This is a genomic window from Bacteroides ndongoniae (genome assembly GCF_900108345.1).
Taxonomy (GTDB): Bacteria; Bacteroidota; Bacteroidia; order Bacteroidales; family Bacteroidaceae; genus Bacteroides; species Bacteroides ndongoniae.
On record NZ_FNVV01000013.1, the window covers coordinates 777,828 to 795,596 of the forward strand.

Sequence of the window (17,769 nt, forward strand, 5' to 3'; positions counted from 1 at the left end):
GTAACGGACATATCTATAATCATTTATCCACTAAATCCATAAAAAGATGAAACAGAACAAGAAAACCGTTCCGACGGAACTGTCCTATTACGGGCTGTACCTGCTGGACTACCTGAGAAAATACCATCCCGACAAAGCATCGGATACCGGTTTCATTGCCGGACGCGAGGAAGCAGCCACCGCCACCTTCGAGAAGGAAAGGCTGGCGGGCGGCACGGTGGAGGACGCCCACGAGGAAGCCATGCGCGTGCTGCTCGCAGGGCTGCACTTCTCTCCCTACGCCCTGCTGACGGAGGTCGTGGAGAGGGAGTTTGCCGACGAGGTGGCGGAACAGGAGCGTGAACCGTTCTGCCGCAGGCTCTACCCCCACCTGAACAACCTGTTTGCCGGTTACGACACGTCGGATGACACCTTCGCCCTGTCACCCGCGCATGACCTGCTTTACACGGAGCTGGTCGGAACCGTCATGCTTTATCTGGAGTCCTATGGCGTTCAATAGGAAACAGAAACTGAGGGACAACATCGAGGCGGTACGCACGGCGTTCACGCTTGACCGGGAACGGCGCACCCCGACGGAAAGGGAACGTGCGCTGCTGGAGCGGTACTGCGGCTTCGGAGGGCTGAAGTGCATCCTGAACCCGGCAAAGGAACTGGCGGATGCCGTGCATTGGGTGAAGTCCGACCTTGAACTGTTCGCCCCGACGGTGGAACTGCACCGTATCATCAGGGAGAACAGCCGGGACGAAACGGAGTACAAGCGGTATGTGGACTCGCTGAAAGCCTCGGTGCTGACGGCGTTCTACACGCCGCAAGCCATCACGGACACCATCGTGGACGTGCTCCACGACAAGAAGGTGCGCCCGAAGCTCGTGCTGGAGCCGTCGGCGGGCATGGGCGCGTTCATCGCCCCGGTACTGTCGGACAATCCGCAGGCGGAGGTCATGGCTTTCGAGAAAGACCTGCTGACGGGCAAGATGCTCGGACACCTGTACCCGCAGCAGAAGATACGCACGGAAGGCTTCGAGAAGATAGAAAAGCCGTTCCTGAACCGGTTTGACCTTGCGGTTTCCAACATCCCTTTCGGGGATATAGCGGTGTTCGACCCGGAATACACCAATGGCTCGGTATTCAAAAAGATAGCGGCAAGGAAGGTACATACCTATTTCTTTCTGAAAGGGCTGGACGCGGTGCGTGACGGCGGCATCGTGGCATTCATCACCTCGCAGGGCGTACTGGACACGGAGGGTAACGGCGGCACACGCTACATGATGATGAGAAAGGCGGATTTGGTGTCCGCCATCCGCCTGCCGAACAACCTGTTCACGGACAATGCCAACACGGAGGTGGGGTGCGACCTGATTATCCTGCAAAAGAACGAAGGCAAGGAGGAACTTTCCGAAGAGGACAAGAGGTTGGGCGATGTCGTAAAGAACAACCATACGGGAATTTCCACCAACGGGTATTTTTTCGACCACCCGGAATACATCATCCACACCGACGCGAAAAGGGATACCGACCCCTACGGCAAGCCGGCTATGGTATATACGCACAGCGGCGGCGTGGAGGGCATCGCCACGGACTTGTACCGGATATTGTCGGCGGACCTGTCGGCACGGCTGGACTTGGAACGCTACAACGGTGTCAAGGGGGAAAGGCAGGAACCCCGGCAGGCAATTGTCGTGCAGCCTGCACAGGCGGAGGCGAAAAAAGGAAATGACATCAGGCAGGTTGCCGGGCAAGAAGCGGAGGTGAAAAGAGAAAATGACATCAAAACTGCTGCCGGGCAGGGTACAGAGGTGAAAAAAGGAAATGCCCTGACGGATACGGGTGAACAGACGGAGACGAAAAGAGAAGGGAATCCGGTACAGCCGATGAGAGCCGTAGCGCAGGGAGCGGAAACGAAGCGGTCCGAGGCTCCTGTAATGGACCTGTACGACCTGTTCGGCTACACGCAGGAGGAGCGCAGATTGGCGGAACGGGGACTGAAACCGGACAGGAAGAAAGGAACCAAGTCCAAACGCCGGAAGCCGGTGCAACCGTCATTGTTCCCGATGCCTGCTGACGGGCAGAGGGTAACGGCGGAAAAAGAAAATGAAGCGGCAAGAGGCAGAAGCGCGGAAACGGCTCCTGCCATCAGCCCCGAAGAGGTACGGGAGATGGAGGAAATCATCCGTCAAGAGGCGAGCGGAATGCCGGAAAGCCGGCACGAAGAGCCAATACCCATGCACGGAAAGCCCGAAGGCGCTACCGCCCCAGCCGAAGACGATGACCCGGAGGATGCCGTTTACCGCAGTCTGGACTGGGAAACCAACCCGCCCATCAACGGATTCTATGAGATGATGATGTCACTCACACCCGAAAGGCGTGCCGAACTGCGCCGGATGGGAAAGGAAAAAATGGATGCCAATGCCGCCAAGCAAACGACAGGGCTGTCGGAGACGAAAAAAGAAAAGGTACAGGCGAGGGAAACGGAACAATCCTCGTCCGTGCGCCCGGTCTATCCGGTAGAGAACGGCTTTGAGGCAGAGGGAAGAAGACGGATTGAGCGTGTGGAAAGGGAGATGCGGGAGGAGGAAGCAGCCCTGACACCGGAAGAGCGGCAGCGCAGGAAGGAGGAAACGATGATGCCCCGTCCGTTCAAGGGCATTATGGAGCCGCACCTGAAGGAAGGCTCGCTGGTATGGGAACATACCGGCGGCGTCCGTTTCCAAATCGGGGTGCTGAAGGATGTCACCAAGTACGGGGCGACCTTCCAGCCGCTCGACATGGAGGGGATGCAGGCGCAGAAGGCACAGCTCTACATCGACCTGCGCAACACCTACGAGCGGCTCTACACCCACGAAGCGGAAAACCACGAGGAGAACGCCCTGCTGCGCCGCAACCTGAACACCTACTATGACGAGTTTGTCATGCGCTACGGCAACCTGAACGCCAAGCACAACGCCAAGCTCATCCTGATGGACGCTTCGGGGCGCAACATGCTCTCGCTGGAGCGCGGCGAGAACGGGCAGTTCGTCAAGGCGGACATCTTCGACCATCCCGTCGCCTTCTCGCAGGAAACACTTGCCGGAGTGGAGTCGCCCGAAGAAGCCCTGTCCGCCTCGCTGAACCGGTACGGCGGCGTGAACCTGCCCTACATGGAGTCGCTTTGTGATTTGCCGCAGGCGGAGATACTCGAAGCCCTGAAAGGACGAGTGTTCTACAATCCGCTGGAGAATAGCTATGAGATTGCCGACCGCTTCATCGCCGGAAACGTGGTGCAGAAAGTCGCCGACGTGGAAAATTGGGTGAATAGTCATGAGGGACACGAAATGCTGCCGCAGGCGAAAGAGGCGCTTGAAACCCTGAAAGATGCCGTGCCCGAACAAATCCCCTTCGAGGACTTGGACTTCAACTTCGGGGAGCGTTGGATACCCACGGGAGTGTATGCCGCCTACATGAGCCGCCTGTTCGATACGGAGGTGCGGATAACCTATTCGGAAAACATCGACGAGTATGCGGTGGCGTGCAGCCACAAGACGATGAAAATCACGGACGAGTTTCTGGTGAAAGGCTATTACCGCCACTACGACGGCATGAACCTCCTGAAGCACGCCCTGCACAACACCTGCCCGGACATGATGAAAAGCATCGGCAAGGACGAGCACGGCAATGACATCAAGGTGCGCGACAGCGAGGGCATACAGCTTGCCAATGCGAAGATTGATGAAATTCGCAACGGCTTCACCGAATGGCTGGAGGAACAGTCGCCGGAGTTCAAGAAACGGCTGACGGACATGTACAACAACAAGTTCAACTGCTTCGTGCGCCCGAAGTACGACGGCTCGCACCAGAAGTTCCCGGACTTGGACCTGAAAGGCTTGGGGATAAAGGACTTGTATCCTTCGCAGAAGGACTGCGTATGGATGCTGAAATTGAACATCGGCGGTATCGCCGACCAGGAAGTGGGCGGCGGCAAGACGCTGATAATGTGTGTCGCATCCTATGAGATGAAGCGTCTGGGGCTGGTTCACAAGCCGATGATTATCGGGCTGAAAGCCAACGTGCGCGAGATTGCCGAGACCTACCGCAAGGCTTATCCCAACGCGAAAATACTCTATGCCTCGGAAAAAGACTTTACGGCAGCCAACCGTGTGCGCTTCTTCAACGACATCAAGAACAACGACTGGGATTGCATCATCATGTCGCACGACCAGTTCTGCAAGATACCGCAGTCGCCGGAGTTGCAGCAGCGCATCTTGCAGGAAGAGCTGGACTCGGTGGAGGAAAACCTCGAAGTGCTGCGCAATCAGGGCAAGGACGTGTCACGCGCCATGCTGAGGGGGCTGGAGAAAAGAAAAATCAACCTTCAGGCGAAGCTCGAAAAGGTGGAACACGCCATCAAGTCACGCACGGACGATGTGGTGGACTTCAAGCAGATGGGCATCGACCACCTCTTTGTCGATGAGAGCCACCAGTTCAAGAACCTGACGTTCAACACGCGCCATGACCGTGTGGCGGGGCTGGGCAACTCCGAAGGAAGCCAGAAGGCGTTGAACCTGCTGTTCGCCATCCGCACCATACAGGAGAGGACGGGCAGGGACTTGGGGGCGACGTTCCTGTCTGGCACGACCATCAGCAACTCGCTGACGGAACTGTACCTGCTGTTCAAATACCTGCGCCCGAAGGCGCTGGAGAAACAGGACATCCGCTGCTTCGACGCATGGGCGGCGATATTCGCCAAAAAGACCACCGACTTCGAGTTCAACGTGACGAACAACATCGTGCAGAAGGAACGCTTCCGCTATTTCATCAAGGTGCCGGAGCTGGCGGCGTTCTACAACGAGATAACCGACTACCGCACGGCGGAGGACATTGGCGTGGACCGTCCGAAGAAGAACGAGATACTGCACCACATACCGCCCACCCCGGACCAAGAGGTGTTTATCGGGAAGCTGATGCAGTTCGCCAAGTCGGGAGATGCGACGATATTGGGCAGACCGCCGCTCTCGGAAACGGAGGAGAAGGCGAAGATGCTCATCGCCACGGACTACGCACGGAAGATGGCGCTGGATATGCGCATGATTGACCCGAATTACGAAGACCACCCCGACAACAAGGCAAGCCATTGCGCCAAGATGATAGCGGAATACTACCGCAAATACGACGCGCACAAAGGCACGCAGTTCGTCTTTTCGGATTTGGGCACGTATCAGCCCGGTGGCGGCTGGAGCGTGTACACCGAAATCAAACGCAAGCTGGTGGAGGACTACGGCATTCCCGCAAGCGAAATCCGCTTTATTCAGGAGTGCAAGAACGAGAAGGCACGGAAGGCGGTGATAGAGGCGATGAACAGCGGTTATGTGCGTGTGTTGTTCGGCTCGACGAGTATGCTCGGCACGGGAGTAAATGCCCAAAGGAGGGCGGTGGCCATCCATCACCTCGACACGCCGTGGCGCCCGTCCGACCTCGCCCAGCGTGACGGACGGGCAGTGCGGAAAGGCAACGAGATTGCCAAGCTGTATGCGGATAATAAGGTGGATGTCATTATCTATGCGGTGGAGAAGTCGCTGGACAGCTACAAGTTCAACCTGCTGCATTGCAAGCAGACGTTCATCTCGCAGTTGAAAAGCGGCACGTTGGGCGCACGAACCATCGACGAGGGGGCGATGGACGAGAAGTCGGGCATGAACTTTTCGGAGTACATGGCGATACTCTCCGGCAACACGGACTTGCTGGACAAGGCGAAGCTCGAAAAGAAAATCGCCTCGCTGGAGGGCGAACGCAAATCGTTCCACAAGGGCAAGCGGGATTCGGAGTTGAAATTGGAGAGCAAGACCTCGGCGCTTAGGAACAACCAAGCGGTCATCGCCGGCATGACGGAGGACTGGGAGAAGTTTACCGCCGCCGTACAGACTGACAAGGAGGGCAACCGGCTCAATCCCATCAAGATTGACGGGCTGGACACCACCGACGAGAAGGCCATCGGCAAGCGGTTACAGGAGATAGCGAAGAACGCCACGACGGGAGGACAGTACAAGCGCGTGGGCGAATTGTATGGCTTCCCCATCGAGGTGGTCAGCGAAAAGACACTCAAAGACGGGCTGGAGTTCTGCGACAACCGCTTTGTGGTGGCAGGCAACTACAGGTACAGCTACAACAACGGGCATCTGGCGATGGCGGATACCCATGCCGCCGCCGTGAACTTCCTGAACGCGCTGGAGAAGATACCCTCGGTCATCGACCAGTACAAGGCGAAAAAAGAAGTGCTGGAGCAAGAGATACCGCAGTTGCGGGAGATAGCGGGCAAGACATGGAAGAAAGAGGATGAATTGAAGCAACTGAAATCCGAACTTGCCGCCCTTGACCGCAAGATACAGCTGGAGCTGGCACCCAAGCAAGAGGAAACGCCCGGTCAGGGGCAGGAACAAGGCGGTCAGACAATGCCGAAAGCGGAACATGTGCCGAAGCCGGACGATGCAGCGCATGACTATATCCGCAGCCATGTCATCATAGGCAGTCCGGGGATAGAACACAGGGAATACCGGGGAGTGAAGCTGTAAGCGGAAGCCGGGAAAGGCGGTGTACCCCTGACGGGAGTGTAGCAATTTATATTTGACACACTCCCGTTTTTAATTTTTTATGATAGCGCTCTAAGGATTTGTCCGCCTGAGCATTCTTGCCCGTCTTGCGCGGGGTATTATAAGAAAAATCTGTGAGACCAGCAAAAAAACGGCTGTTTTTTCTTCTGTTTTCAATGGAATTGTTTAACTTTGGAGCGGTATAGGGGCTGTGCGCCCCCAAATTGAATGCGATGAACAGGATTAATTTTAATAGGAAAGCATATCATGGCAAGAGAAACGACGACATACAAGGGAGCAGCCGTATCCGTCCCGCCGGGGACGGACTTCTACCGCGTGCCGTTTCCTGCTGCGGATTTTCTCCAAGAAACCGGTTCTGACCATCCGCATCGCTGCCCCCTATCCATATCCCATTGCCCTCTTCCTTCTCAAAAGCAAAGCGGAGGAAAAGCCATGTCCGGCGGTATTCACTCAACGGGTTTCCCGTGCCTGAATGCCGCCGGATGTTGTTATGTGCCGGGCAAGGGAATCCCATGCGGAGGCATGGCTTCCGGACAACCATTAAAAGCGGTTCATTATGGAAATATATCAGAATAAACCCCGAATAAAACTTTCGCCGACCGTCCGGCACGGCAGGAAGTTCATCGAAGTCAGCTTCGACCACGACGGCCTGCGCCTGCCGCTGTCGAAGGAGGAAGGTGTGCAGCTTGTCGGCGGCAGGGCTTATCTGCCGGAAGAGAGCTTCGTGCTTGCGGAGTTCTTCGACCGCTATGTGAAGATGGCGTTCATCGACTACTCCGCCATAAAGGGCTACACGCCCCGGAAAGAGGAGGACAGCCGTCCGCCGCTGCCCGCCGGCTATCTGGAAAAACTCCGTCAGGTGCGATACAGCGACCACACGGTACGGGTATATACCGGTTACTTCCGGGATTTTCAGGAGCATTTCAGGGAACGGGAGGTAAAGGCCATCACGTCCGACGAGATAAACGGCTACCTGCTGTATCTCATCCGTGAGCGGAACATATCCTCGTGCCAGCAGAACCAGCGCATCAACGCCATCAAGTTCTACTACGAGAAAGTGCTCGGCCAGGAACGGCGGTGCTACAAGGTGAACCGTGCCAAGCGCGAGAAGACCCTGCCCGACGTGCTGAGCAAGGAGGAAATCAAGCGGATACTCGATGTGGCGGCGAAAGACCTGCGTTTCTTCTGCATGTTCTCCATCCTCTACTCCGCCGGCCTGCGCATCAGCGAACTGCTGGAACTGAAGCCCGGCGACATCAACGAGTCCCGCAACCTGATACGGGTGCGGCAGGGCAAGGGCAAGAAAGACCGCTACACGCTGCTGTCGAGGCCGCTGATGAAGAAGCTGACGGAATACAACCGTCTGTATAAGCCGAAAGTGTGGCTCTTCGAGCGCAGGCCGGGCGAACCCTTTACGGAAAGCATCGTGTCGAAACGGCTGAAAGCCGCCGCACAGGAGGCGGGCATCACGAAACGGATTTATCCGCACCTGCTGCGCCACTCCTTTGCCACACATCTGCTGGAGCAAGGGACGGACATCAAGATTGTGAAGGAGCTGATGGGACATAACAACATCAAGACAACGGAGCGGTATGTCCACATCGCCGACACCTATAAGAGCAATATCAAAAGCCCGTTGGACGACTTAATAATGGAGGACAACGAGGTCTGATACTTAGAAAAAATAACAGCCAAATCGGCTGATAGCATAACATTAGTGTTTAATATGATGAATGAAAAATTAAAAGATAAAGTCGTTGCTATTGAATTGGCAGGAAATAATATATTGCTTGTCAATGATAATGATAATTTTAAAAATGAACTTATATGTCTTGGATTTGAAAAAGTAGAACCATATTATTCTATTTCTATTCCTACTGATGATGTTGAAAAGCGTGCAGCTCTTTTTCAAATGTTAATGGAAATTGGAACATTATTTTCCGATGACAAGGATTGGTCGCCCTCTGAAATAGTTAGATATTACCGTGATATAGGTTTAATAAAAGGTGATTATCTTAGGATAGCATGGAGAAATAAACAAGATTTTGATATTACTACTGAATAAATTCTTAAAATTGCAAGGAATAAACACTAACACGCACCTCAATCGCCTTAAAATGGCGATTAGCTGCAACCCATTATCTGCCAAATAGAAAAATATAGAATATGGATGGATTGGTTAAATATGGGAATGTCGAGATTCAACTACCGGATGAAAATCTTGCATGTTTTTGTATATTTCAAGACTTGACAAAACTTTTCGGTGTTGATTTTCAATCGGAGGCTATAGCTTTATTGAAAAGCGAATTGGAAAATCATACAGATTTGAAACCTAAACCTTGTATAGATTTTGAATCTGACTATGCGGACATTTCAAGTCGAAGTGCAAATACAATCTTTTTGGTGGCAGGTATTATAAATGATCTGGTGCAAAAGGAAGAAAAAATAGAAGTTTCCGATACTGATAGGCAAAAGGTCTTCAAAAAATTAAAAGAATGGAAGCGTCCCCGTCCTGCAAAATGGAAAGTTGGGGATGTCTTCAGCTTAAAACTGAAGGACAACACATTTATGTTTGGGCAAATTATTGGGACGCATTTAACACCTAAATCTCCGACTTGCGCTATTTTTGAGATTAAATGTGCTACAGAGGATGTTTTGTTTGATGAATTGAAAGGAAGCAGAGTTATTTCCATTCAAAACACTACAGGAGAATGCCTGAATAACAAGACATTCAAAGTCCTTTTTAATGCGGAACCTCTTGCTGACGTAAAGCAAGTAAATAAAAACAAGTCAACCGGAGATGCCAACTTGTTATGTTTATGTAATGCTTACTACGGTTTAGAGCCATGGAATATTTTGTATGAAGATACATATTATGACAAGATGTTGCTAAAAGGTATAGATCGTCCTCAAAGAGTTATATTATTGGATAAAGAAGCCCGAAACAAATACCGTTTAGAACATTTCGGGATCAACGAAAATAATGAGTATGTAAATAATAATGGCAGATAACAAACAGCAAACCGACTGAATAAGCGGAAGGCTGCCAAACATTAGCAACTAATTAAGCTAAATGAAATATGGAAATAAATTTTATAGCAAATGAAATAGTATATGAAGTGACAGAATACAACTCATATTTAGTTGGTTTTGCTGATGATAAGAATGAACCCAAAGAATATGTAATTGTCGAAAGAGCATTAGAATTTGATGAACAAGATATTAAATTAGGTATGGACTCATATTATTTTGAGTATTCAGACCAATCTAATTCTGGATATGGATTATGCGGCAAAGTCATTTTACGTCAAAATGGGATTGTCTTTTCGGCAAAACATAAATGTATGGATGATATTACTTCAATAACTGTGTCATATGATGAAAATATAATTGAAGATGTAAATGAGTATAGAAAAATGCTTTCAAATATCTTTGGAGATATTTTGATTATTGAACAAGTTGCTAACAAACAGATGAAACCTTAAGGTAAGTGGTTTATCTGCCAAACATTAGCTGCAAAACAAAAAGTAAAAATAGTATGGAAGAAGTAAAAAACATGACAGGATGGAATGCAATAACAGACACATTCCTAAAACTATATCCAAAGCAAACGGAACCACTACATTTCGCTCCATTGTTTTCATACAGACTTGGAGGAGATCCGTTAGATAATATAAATGTGTATGAAAGTGACGATTTCTTTCATTTTGTATCTTACGGATTGTCTGAACTTTATGAAAAAGAATCCGAAGATAAGGAATATAGCGGTTACGGTTTTGAATTTACTTTGAAATTAAAAAAATCGTCTTTGAACAATGTCCAAAATGAGTTAGAATGTGTTTGTGGCATCTTACAATCCTTGGCAGGAGAAACGTTCTCAAATGGTTCTATATTCCAACCTTTTGAATATATCTATACTGGTCAAACGAATGGAATTGACTCAGAAGGATTGTCTGAATTAACAGGTTTCGTTACCATTCTTGATGAAGCTGGAGAAATTACAACCCCAAATGGAAAACTCCAATTTGTCCAGTTGGTTGGTGTAACTAATAATGAACTTCAACAAATAATGGACAAACGATTAACTGTTCAAGAATTAATAACTCAATTAGGGCATTCCATAACTGATTATAAAAGAGGAAGTATAGTGTAACAAGCAGCTAACAAGCACCTGTGCCACCTAACGGCGGCAAGCTGCATACCATTATCTGCTTAGAAGCTAATACAATATGAGCATGAAATATTATCCAAAAGGATGGCATATTTACAATTTCTTGGTTACACCGCAAGAATTGAAAGACATTTTGCGAGGGTTTCACATTGTGGAACACTGCAGGAGAGTACCTGCGGATTATATAGAAAGCAACTTTGCAGATTTTGTAAGGGATTACGAAAATTTTTACCGTTTACTAACGTCCGGTGAAAGAATCGATCATATTATACTCAACAATTTGCTCAAAGGCTTTTCGAATAATCTAAGTAAGTGTGCCTATGGAGCTCCCTTTCAAGATTCAAATGATAAATTATGGTATAAAACAATGGATTTCAGTGAGCCTTGTGTTGGGTTTAATATATTTGCTCTATACCTTGACAAAGAACGTAAGTTACAAACCAAATTCAGTTACATAAATTCCCCGGAGAATATCATGGGGGTTCAATTACAATATCCTAAGAAAATATATTCAACAGAGGAAAATAGAGAAATACTATGTGATGAGTTGGAAAATTATAATGATGTGTACCAAGTGGTGGTAGAAAGGATTAAGCAATTATGCAGAAATCTGACGATTACGATAGGTGAAAATGTGCATAGAACTAAGATAAAGATAAGTCCTACTGCATCAAAAGATATTGAAGGAAGTCATTTTATAAAAGAATTTAATTGTATTATAAAATAAAGCGCATAACAAGCGGATGAATCGCCTATAATGGTCGATTACCCGCTGAACATTATAAGCAGAAAACAATGAAACCAAATTTGATAACAGGTATTTCTGAAAACGCATCATATAATTGCCATGGCAATATAGACTTGGCAGTTCTGGCGGCTATCTTTCAAAGAACGGATAGTCGAAATGACTTATTCAGATTATCTGATAAACAATTCATAAGCCTATTTCAAATAACCCCCAGCTTCTTTTTGTTTGAATACGGGGAGAAGGTGAAAACACTAATTGATAGGTGTTACTATGATTCAGAGCCTATGTATTCTGATTATTTGGCGATTTGGGAATTTGCACAATGCTTACAATCTTTGATATTTGCACCTATTCATACAAATTCATATTTTAATGAATTTACAAAACTATATTCATATCTGAATATTATTAACGTGAATCGGTCAAATTTGAAAAACAAGGCGCATTATAGAAATAAACTCTTCCAATCGTTTCTTTTCTCTTCACCATATTCTTGGGAGTTTAGCCGACACATAAAACTATCAAAAAATTGTATCACATACAATGGGAATAATATTGAGGATATTCTATCTAAATTCTTTAATGTAGAGAAAGAAGAAAACGAAACGGACAAGAGTGCTATGATTGACGGCATAAATAGCATACTAAAAACGACATATTCATATATGGTAGGCGAGAAATTATTTATGCCTTATCATCCTCAAAAGGATATCTATTCGTATTATTATTTTCATCCCACCGACTTTATCGAATTGTATCAGAATAACAAGGCTCTATTCTATGCGTATTTGGATAATAGTGTGGATGGTAAAGCTACTTTTATGAAAAGGGCATTTGTTTATAATTATAGCTTGTTTATAATATCAAGTCCTGATATAGTCATGTCAGAACTTGATTGTTATTGTAAGCATAAAGATAGGATTCTTGATGTCTTATTTTTATCAAATTCAACATTGCCTAATTCAGTTATTAAGAAAATCAAATTTGGCTATATAGAAAAAGCAAATGAATAAAAAACAGCTTATAACAAGCGGCTCAACCTCTCCTGAAAAGGGTGATTAGCTACCAAACGTTATAATAATACAGACAATGAACGAACAGATAGACAGACATTTTGAGTGGATAGCCGAGAATCCCCGCTACGGCTATCTGATAGCGGGCGGCATCCTGCTGCTGTGGCTCATCGGCGTGATATGCGGGTGGAAATGGACCTACGAGCCGAACCGGTGGGGATGGTATTGGGTGCGCGACACTTTCGGCGAAAAGGCGTTGCGTATCTGTGTGGGCGCATTGCTGGTCATCGCCCTGGCAGGTGTGGCGTGCCTTTATTTTGCCACGGCGTAGGAAACGAAAAACGGAATGCCTTATGAGGAAACAGGAATATAAAGAGCAAGAGCGGCCACGACGCTACTATTTCTTCGACTATTTGTTTTGGTTGGGAGAAATGGCGCAGCAGCATTACAAAGGCGAGCCACGTCGGCCCGACGGGGATAGTATGCTGATGCTTTGCATCATGGTTGTTGTCCTTGGGCCGATAATTACCATCGTCTTATGTTTCGACCCTCCTGTACGCGATTTCCTTGTAATCGCCATGATTGTTGGTTGTAGCGTGGTAGTCTATCTGCCCGGCAGGATATATCCACCCTCCCGGCGGAAGGCGGTCATGCGGCACTATGCGGGACGCAAGTTCAGCCCTGCCCGGTGTTACTTTTTTCTGTTCTCTCTTGGCTTTTTGCTTGTCGCCAATATACCCTTATGGGGAACAGTACTAAAATGGATAGACAAAACTATCAAATGACAGACAGTCGGAACGTGTTTTGCCGCTTCTTCTACATATTAGTGATGCTGCATAAAATCATGCATAGCCATTTCACCGATTGGAACAACAAAAGGAAGCGCAAGGCGTTGGGGGCCGGGATATATGCCCTGACCATCCTCCCCGAATTGCTCCTGCTGAACGGCACTCTGTTCGCGGCGGCGGGACAAGACGGGTATGTGCATCTGGAATCCGACTGTCAGAAGGTCGTCTTTTACGGCGTGTCGGTGCTGGCTTTGCTGCTGATGGTCATTCCCTTGGGATTTCTGGATGACAAGAAAATCCGCAAGGAAGTCCGGCAGGAACTGCGTGAGCATCCCCGCTACTGGAAACGGGCGATGGTGATTTACATTGCGGCTATCGTGGCGTTGGTGGTAGCGGTGAACATTGCGTTTCCCTACTTATAATACTAAGCCGGAGTCAGCGCTGAAGTTCCACAACGGTGGAAAGGTTCATTGAAATAAGCGGAAAACTTAAAGTGTTGAAACGGGTCACAAACAGCTTCCTAACTTCCAAAAGCCGAAATGAATCATCAGGAAGACTCCAAGGAAGCATATTGAAAATTGAGCGTAAATGTACCATTTTTCCGGCTTTTACGGCAGGATTGCGAGGTGTTTTTTATAATTTTGTATGCAAATGAAAGGCAAGATACGAAAATACATACCGATTTTAATGTGGACGGCGCTGCTGCTTGCGGCAGGGTGCGGCGCTCCTCCCGTGCCACCGTCCGACGAGGAGATGACACAGCACTTCCTCGCGCATGAGGCGGCGTTCGAGACGCTTCGGGAGGTCATTGCCCGCTGTCCCTACGGAATGTACTATCCGCCCTACGACACGCAGGACACCGCCTGCCTGAAAGGAATCTCCACGGAAGACCGGCATAGGCTGGACTCGCTGCTGGCGGCAATCTCTTGTGAGCGGGTGTTCTACTACGGGAAGGAGGCGAAGAAAGAGGCGATGAAGAAGTCCGGTTGGGACGGGCAGGACACCACTTACACGAGCCTTAGCGTGCCGTACTTCTCGCACGGCTACTCGATTGGCGGGACAAGCAAGGACTTCGTGTACGATCCGGGACTGGAAGACCATCCCGACGGGCACGTCACGGAACACGGAGATTTGAACGAGATATACCGCAAGGCATACAACGACACCACGCTGTACAAACGGATTAAGGGAGACTGGTACATTCAGTTGGAGCATGACAACTGACCGATAACTTAACTGACGTATATGGAGAAGGGACAACGGAAATACGGGCTGAAAACAAAGGGAAACATAATATTCCTGTGTGTCGCCATGATTCTGTGCGGCTGCGGCTGCGCACGGCATTACACGGTCTTCCAATACGACAACGGCGACGATTATTCCAGTGAGGGGCTGTACCGTATCGTGGACAGGAAAGGACGCATCGGCTATGCCGACAAAGAGGGAAAGACGGTCATCCGCCCCCGTTTTGCTTTCGGCTATCCCTTTGAGGGAGGCAGGGCAAAGGTAACGGATTCCGGCCAACGGAAAGAGGTGCCCGGTTCCGGCGGAGAGTACCATTATTGGGAAAGCGACGGATGGTATTATATCGACCGGAACGGGAACAAGCTGCCGGATTACCGGCTGCTGCAGAGCTTACGGTACACTTATACGGGTGATTCCATCATAATAACAGACGATGCAGATAAAGAGCAATGCGCAGGCATCCATGAAAACATGATACGGCCTGTCCTGGCAGAGCTGGCATCCTCCCTGAACGGATGCGGAGAAGCGGAGCGCATGGCCGACCGAGCTGGATACTGCGATGTCCGCCATTACCTCGAAGTGCCCGGAACGGATTCCCTGCAGGGAGGAAATATCTGGATAACGGTGGACATCCTGTCGTCCAATAACCCGGATTTCAATCGCTGCTTGAATGCCATTGGGAAAAAGGAGTACTACGCCTTGAAATGGGCGCCGGAATCCCCGGAACAATGCCTTGTGTTCACAGAGGAAAGGAAACTGGTCGTCGTGTGGTGCAGCCTGTTCCATGACGGAAAAGAGGCGGTGCAAAAGGTAAGGAAGATATTGGAGCCTTTAACCGTCGATTCTCCGAAGTATAAGAAACAAACAGAAGGACACTAAAACTTAGAGCTTATGTTGAAAGAAATAGTATATTGGATATATCGTTTTTTCTACAAACTGAGACGCGCTCAAAAAAGAAAAGATAATAACGGGAAGATGGATTCAGTGATGGTTGTTTCAGTATGCCTGTTTGCGAATGTACTTACTTTGCTGAATCTTCTCAATTATTACACGTCCATTGATGTGCTCGCATATATACCGGTAACGACAAGATACGAGCTGACTTCTTGGATTTGTATAATCATCATAATGGCTCCATTCATTGCTTTTGTATATAAGAGATATTTCGCCAAGGAAAAGTTCTCAAATATGATTCAGGAGTATGCGGTAAAATCCAAGAGACGACGAAGTTGGGGAAGTTTATGGGCATTTTGCTATTTCATTCTGACCTGGGCGGCATTTTTTAAGTCGGTATCGTTAGTGAATTGATATGAACGTCTGGAAATACATATATATCAAGTTCTTCAAGATACGCCGCAGGGTAATCGGAAAAGACGGCGCGGACGATTTTGCGGCCATGTTGTTTGTGGCATTTCTTGATATGTTCCTGTATTTTGGAATACTGATACTTATCGACAGATTAGTGGATAATGTATTGTCCACGAAATACGAGCCATTCTTCTTTGCTCTTTATATATTGGGGACGCTAACCATTGGATGGCTTCGCAACCGTTCCATGTGCAAAGGAGATGCGTTCGAGCGCATAAGGAAAGAAGTCGAAGCGGAGCCTCGGAAGATGCTCTGGGGGATTTTGTCCATCCTGTATATTATATTTGTGGTTCTCTTTTTCTTGTTTTGCTGCTATGTTGGCAAAAATGGGTTGAGATTTTTAGAACCCTTGTAACAACGGTAATAACCTTTAATGCCAAATGATATGAATGTCTGGAAATATACCTATATAAAGTTTTATCAATTCCGGCGGGAGACACTTGCAGGAGATTATACGGCAATGTTGTTTGTTGTAGAGCTTGACTTTTGCGTATATTCGGGGATTGTATTTTTGATAGATGGATTAACAGGTTATAATTTAATTCCTTGCTACGGGCTTTTGTATGTACTTATTTTACTTGGTGGAGGTTTTATTCTTTGGATGATTCGTAATCATTCCTTGCGTAAAAATGGGGCTTTTGAACGTATAAAAAAAGAGGTGGAGGAAGAACCCAGAAAGTTTTTGTGGGGAACACTCTCGCTGCTGTTTGTTTTATTTACGCTTGCATTTGTAGCCTTGTCAATGTACCTGTGGTCGCAAAAGATGATACCGGTCTTCATACCATTCTGACAAGCCTTATTGTATTCCAGTCCGGATTATCATTTGGCTCACACAGACGGCATCGGTTGGAGCATGACAATAAAGTCAAATGGAATATGAAGAAAGGAAAAACGGAAGGATTAAAATAAAGACGAAACATATATGATGAGTGATAATTTATTTGACATGTTGGAATATGCCGCCCTCGGCACGGAGTGGCGGGAATGGCTGAAAGAAGTGGAGAAGACGGCCGACCTCGTGGACCTGCGCCGCGCGGACACATGGACGGTGCTGAAACAGCCAGCGAAGAATGTTCACGCCGTGCGGTGGCTCACCGAAGAATTGCGCAAGGCAGCCACCGCCCCGTCACCAGACGACAGGACATGGTGCGTCCTGTACCTGCTGGCCGCCCATTGCCGGGACAACACCGCATTGGGCTATGTAAGGGACATTTCCGTACATTATTACCGCACCCAACACCGTGCCGGGGTACTGTTCTGCATGGAGGTGGCAGGGCGTATGACGCTCCATGGCGAGCACCCGTACCTGAACACCCTGTACAACCTGATGACTGGGCTAGCGTTGAAAGAATGGCGACGCCTGCTTGAAGGGGACGAGGATTATCCCTGTTTTCTGACGGAAGCGGACTTCCACCGGGTGGAACGCTGTCTGCCGGATTTCCGGTGCGGAGGTTTCCGGGAGGCGGTACGTCTCATGGCCGGGCGCATGCCCGTGGGCACCCTGACCGCAGGTGAGCTGGCCGCCCGCTGCCACCAGTCGGAAACGGTGTTCCGCGAGCGGTTCAAGGAGGAGTTCGGGCAGCCGGTGGCCGGATGGCTGCGCGAGCGCCGCAAGGAAGACATCCTCGCCATGCTGTCAGATACCTCCATTCCGCTGTCCGACATAGCCGTGCGCAACGGCTTCCAGTCGCTATCGACCCTGTCGGACTACTGCCGGCGGAACTTCGGGAAATCCCCCTCGCAAATGCGGAAAGACGCAGCCGGATGAATGTCCGCCGGAAATCAGAAATTTTCCGCAGAAAATCAGAACAAGGCTTCACCCATACCCTCCTAACTTTGCGCTTTTGTAGAATCC

18 protein-coding genes are annotated in these 17,769 nt (G+C 48.8%); all 18 read left to right on the forward strand.

Annotation, left to right across the window (positions count from 1 at the left end; genetic code table 11):
- Positions 1-46 precede the first annotated feature (46 nt).
- The 18 genes from BQ5591_RS07605 (at position 47) to BQ5591_RS07690 (ending at position 17,682) form a co-directional block, all read left to right on the forward strand.
- The gene (locus BQ5591_RS07605) at positions 47-499 is read left to right on the forward strand and encodes a DUF1896 family protein (protein ID WP_071148898.1); all 453 of its coding nucleotides are present in this window, start codon (positions 47-49) and stop codon (positions 497-499) included.
- Positions 486-6,542, forward strand: coding sequence for an N-6 DNA methylase (locus BQ5591_RS07610; RefSeq protein WP_071148899.1), 6,057 nt, complete (start codon positions 486-488; stop codon positions 6,540-6,542). The genes BQ5591_RS07605 and BQ5591_RS07610 overlap by 14 nt, the downstream gene beginning before the upstream one ends.
- Before the next feature lie 285 nt (positions 6,543-6,827).
- Positions 6,828-7,157: a hypothetical protein gene (locus tag BQ5591_RS21355; RefSeq protein ID WP_159434440.1), complete on the forward strand. Its 330-nt coding sequence runs from the start codon at positions 6,828-6,830 to the stop codon at positions 7,155-7,157.
- Positions 7,138-8,253 (forward strand): tyrosine-type recombinase/integrase, encoded by a 1,116-nt coding sequence (locus BQ5591_RS07615; RefSeq protein WP_071148900.1) that lies wholly within the window; start codon positions 7,138-7,140, stop codon positions 8,251-8,253. The genes BQ5591_RS21355 and BQ5591_RS07615 overlap by 20 nt, the downstream gene beginning before the upstream one ends.
- Positions 8,254-8,307: 54 nt before the next feature.
- Positions 8,308-8,646, forward strand: coding sequence for a hypothetical protein (locus BQ5591_RS07620; RefSeq protein WP_083380940.1), 339 nt, complete (start codon positions 8,308-8,310; stop codon positions 8,644-8,646).
- Between the two features lie 101 nt (positions 8,647-8,747).
- Positions 8,748-9,593: an Imm26 family immunity protein gene (locus tag BQ5591_RS07625; protein WP_071148901.1), complete on the forward strand. Its 846-nt coding sequence runs from the start codon at positions 8,748-8,750 to the stop codon at positions 9,591-9,593.
- A 68-nt stretch (positions 9,594-9,661) separates the two neighbouring features.
- Positions 9,662-10,066 carry an Imm10 family immunity protein gene (locus BQ5591_RS07630; protein WP_071148902.1) on the forward strand — a complete coding sequence of 135 codons (405 nt, stop codon included), beginning with the start codon at positions 9,662-9,664 and terminating at the stop codon, positions 10,064-10,066.
- Positions 10,067-10,119: 53 nt separating this feature from the next.
- Positions 10,120-10,734, forward strand: a complete 615-nt coding sequence (locus tag BQ5591_RS07635; RefSeq protein WP_071148903.1) for a suppressor of fused domain protein — start codon at positions 10,120-10,122, stop codon at positions 10,732-10,734.
- Between the two features lie 76 nt (positions 10,735-10,810).
- The gene (locus tag BQ5591_RS07640) at positions 10,811-11,479 is read left to right on the forward strand and encodes a hypothetical protein (protein WP_071148904.1); all 669 of its coding nucleotides are present in this window, start codon (positions 10,811-10,813) and stop codon (positions 11,477-11,479) included.
- Positions 11,480-11,547: 68 nt separating this feature from the next.
- Entirely contained in the window at positions 11,548-12,513 is a 966-nt protein-coding gene (locus BQ5591_RS07645; RefSeq protein WP_071148905.1) for a hypothetical protein, read from the forward strand.
- A 76-nt stretch (positions 12,514-12,589) separates the two neighbouring features.
- Positions 12,590-12,844 carry an immunity 17 family protein gene (locus BQ5591_RS07650; RefSeq protein ID WP_071148906.1) on the forward strand — a complete coding sequence of 85 codons (255 nt, stop codon included), beginning with the start codon at positions 12,590-12,592 and terminating at the stop codon, positions 12,842-12,844.
- A 22-nt stretch (positions 12,845-12,866) separates the two neighbouring features.
- Positions 12,867-13,298 carry a hypothetical protein gene (locus tag BQ5591_RS07655; protein WP_071148907.1) on the forward strand — a complete coding sequence of 144 codons (432 nt, stop codon included), beginning with the start codon at positions 12,867-12,869 and terminating at the stop codon, positions 13,296-13,298.
- Positions 13,274-13,723 (forward strand): hypothetical protein, encoded by a 450-nt coding sequence (locus BQ5591_RS07660; RefSeq protein ID WP_235817056.1) that lies wholly within the window; start codon positions 13,274-13,276, stop codon positions 13,721-13,723. The genes BQ5591_RS07655 and BQ5591_RS07660 overlap by 25 nt, the downstream gene beginning before the upstream one ends.
- Before the next feature lie 241 nt (positions 13,724-13,964).
- Positions 13,965-14,525, forward strand: a complete 561-nt coding sequence (locus BQ5591_RS07665; protein ID WP_071149377.1) for a DUF4948 family protein — start codon at positions 13,965-13,967, stop codon at positions 14,523-14,525.
- A 21-nt stretch (positions 14,526-14,546) separates the two neighbouring features.
- Positions 14,547-15,425, forward strand: a complete 879-nt coding sequence (locus BQ5591_RS20780) for a WG repeat-containing protein (protein ID WP_083380899.1) — start codon at positions 14,547-14,549, stop codon at positions 15,423-15,425.
- Between the two features lie 430 nt (positions 15,426-15,855).
- Positions 15,856-16,269 carry a hypothetical protein gene (locus BQ5591_RS07680; RefSeq protein ID WP_071148909.1) on the forward strand — a complete coding sequence of 138 codons (414 nt, stop codon included), beginning with the start codon at positions 15,856-15,858 and terminating at the stop codon, positions 16,267-16,269.
- 30 nt (positions 16,270-16,299) lie between these two features.
- The gene (locus BQ5591_RS07685) at positions 16,300-16,704 is read left to right on the forward strand and encodes a hypothetical protein (protein ID WP_159434441.1); all 405 of its coding nucleotides are present in this window, start codon (positions 16,300-16,302) and stop codon (positions 16,702-16,704) included.
- Positions 16,705-16,836: 132 nt separating this feature from the next.
- Positions 16,837-17,682, forward strand: coding sequence for a helix-turn-helix transcriptional regulator (locus BQ5591_RS07690; protein WP_083380900.1), 846 nt, complete (start codon positions 16,837-16,839; stop codon positions 17,680-17,682).
- Positions 17,683-17,769: the final 87 nt, after the last annotated feature.